The sequence below is a fragment of the Pseudomonas capeferrum genome (assembly GCF_000731675.1).
Taxonomy (GTDB): Bacteria; Pseudomonadota; Gammaproteobacteria; order Pseudomonadales; family Pseudomonadaceae; genus Aquipseudomonas; species Aquipseudomonas capeferrum.
Genome location: NZ_JMIT01000002.1, coordinates 1,144,817 through 1,147,469 on the forward strand (window position 1 = coordinate 1,144,817; position 2,653 = coordinate 1,147,469).

1 rRNA gene (only partly in view) is annotated in these 2,653 nt (G+C 50.8%); it reads right to left on the bottom strand.

The features are described 5' to 3' along the window. Positions 1–2,477 (bottom strand): 23S ribosomal RNA (locus PC358_RS17720) (it extends 416 nt beyond the left edge of the window). Positions 2,478–2,653 lie beyond the last annotated feature (176 nt).

The following is a 2,653-nucleotide window of genomic DNA, read 5'->3' on the forward strand; positions in this document are numbered from 1 at the left end:
CCGCCGTCGATATGAACTCTTGGGCGGTATCAGCCTGTTATCCCCGGAGTACCTTTTATCCGTTGAGCGATGGCCCTTCCATACAGAACCACCGGATCACTAAGACCTACTTTCGTACCTGCTCGACGTGTTTGTCTCGCAGTCAAGCGCGCTTTTGCCTTTATACTCTACGACCGATTTCCGACCGGTCTGAGCGCACCTTCGTACTCCTCCGTTACTCTTTGGGAGGAGACCGCCCCAGTCAAACTACCCACCATACACTGTCCTCGATCCGGATAACGGACCTGAGTTAGAACCTCAAAGTTGCCAGGGTGGTATTTCAAGGATGGCTCCATGAGAACTGGCGTCCCCACTTCAAAGCCTCCCACCTATCCTACACAAGCAAATTCAAAGTCCAGTGCAAAGCTATAGTAAAGGTTCACGGGGTCTTTCCGTCTAGCCGCGGATACACTGCATCTTCACAGCGATTTCAATTTCACTGAGTCTCGGGTGGAGACAGCGCCGCCATCGTTACGCCATTCGTGCAGGTCGGAACTTACCCGACAAGGAATTTCGCTACCTTAGGACCGTTATAGTTACGGCCGCCGTTTACCGGGGCTTCGATCAAGAGCTTCGCTTGCGCTAACCCCATCAATTAACCTTCCGGCACCGGGCAGGCGTCACACCCTATACGTCCACTTTCGTGTTTGCAGAGTGCTGTGTTTTTAATAAACAGTCGCAGCGGCCTGGTATCTTCGACCGGCATGGGCTTACGGAGCAAGTCCTTAACCCTCGCCGGCGCACCTTCTCCCGAAGTTACGGTGCCATTTTGCCTAGTTCCTTCACCCGAGTTCTCTCAAGCGCCTTGGTATTCTCTACCTAACCACCTGTGTCGGTTTGGGGTACGGTTCCCAGTTATCTGAAGCTTAGGAGCTTTTCTTGGAAGCATGGCATCAACCACTTCGTCGCCTAAAGGCAACTCGTCATCAGCTCTCGGCCTTGAAATCCCGGATTTGCCTAAGATTTCAGCCTACCACCTTAAACTTGGACAACCAACGCCAAGCTGGCCTAGCCTTCTCCGTCCCTCCATCGCAATAACTGCAAGTACAGGAATATTAACCTGTTTTCCATCGACTACGCTTTTCAGCCTCGCCTTAGGGACCGACTAACCCTGCGTCGATTAACGTTGCGCAGGAAACCTTGGTCTTTCGGCGTGGGAGTTTTTCACTCCCATTGTCGTTACTCATGTCAGCATTCGCACTTCTGATACCTCCAGCAAGCTTCTCAACTCACCTTCACAGGCTTACAGAACGCTCCTCTACCGCATCACCAAAAGGTGATACCCGTAGCTTCGGTGCATGGTTTGAGCCCCGTTACATCTTCCGCGCAGGCCGACTCGACTAGTGAGCTATTACGCTTTCTTTAAAGGGTGGCTGCTTCTAAGCCAACCTCCTAGCTGTCTAAGCCTTCCCACATCGTTTCCCACTTAACCATGACTTTGGGACCTTAGCTGACGGTCTGGGTTGTTTCCCTTTTCACGACGGACGTTAGCACCCGCCGTGTGTCTCCCATGCTCGGCACTTGTAGGTATTCGGAGTTTGCATCGGTTTGGTAAGTCGGGATGACCCCCTAGCCGAAACAGTGCTCTACCCCCTACAGTGATACATGAGGCGCTACCTAAATAGCTTTCGAGGAGAACCAGCTATCTCCGAGCTTGATTAGCCTTTCACTCCGATCCACAGGTCATCCGCTAACTTTTCAACGGTAGTCGGTTCGGTCCTCCAGTCAGTGTTACCTAACCTTCAACCTGCCCATGGATAGATCGCCCGGTTTCGGGTCTATACCCAGCGACTAAACGCCCTATTAAGACTCGCTTTCGCTACGCCTCCCCTATTCGGTTAAGCTCGCCACTGAATATAAGTCGCTGACCCATTATACAAAAGGTACGCAGTCACCTAACAAAGTAGGCTCCCACTGCTTGTACGCATACGGTTTCAGGATCTATTTCACTCCCCTCTCCGGGGTTCTTTTCGCCTTTCCCTCACGGTACTAGTTCACTATCGGTCAGTCAGTAGTATTTAGCCTTGGAGGATGGTCCCCCCATATTCAGACAAAGTTTCTCGTGCTCCGTCCTACTCGATTTCATTGATAAGAGATTTTCGTGTACGGGGCTATCACCCACTATGGCCGCACTTTCCAGAGCGTTCCACTAATCTCAAACCAACTTAAGGGCTGGTCCCCGTTCGCTCGCCACTACTAAGGGAATCTCGGTTGATTTCTTTTCCTCAGGGTACTTAGATGTTTCAGTTCCCCTGGTTCGCCTCTTGCACCTATGTATTCAGTACAAGATACTCAGCTTATGCTGAGTGGGTTCCCCCATTCAGAGATCTCTGGATCACAGTCTGTTTGCCGACTCCCCAAAGCTTATCGCAGGCTACCACGTCTTTCATCGCCTCTGACTGCCAAGGCATCCACCGTATGCGCTTCTTCACTTGACCATATAACCCCAAGCAATCTGGTTATACTGTGAAGACGACATTCGCCGAAAATTCGCATGCTGCTCAGTTAAGAGCACATCACAAATTTTACCTTAGCCTGATCCACTACCAGTGAAAGTAGTGTTCAGTCTATTTCTATCACATATCCGAATTTTTAAAGAACGATCTGACAAAAG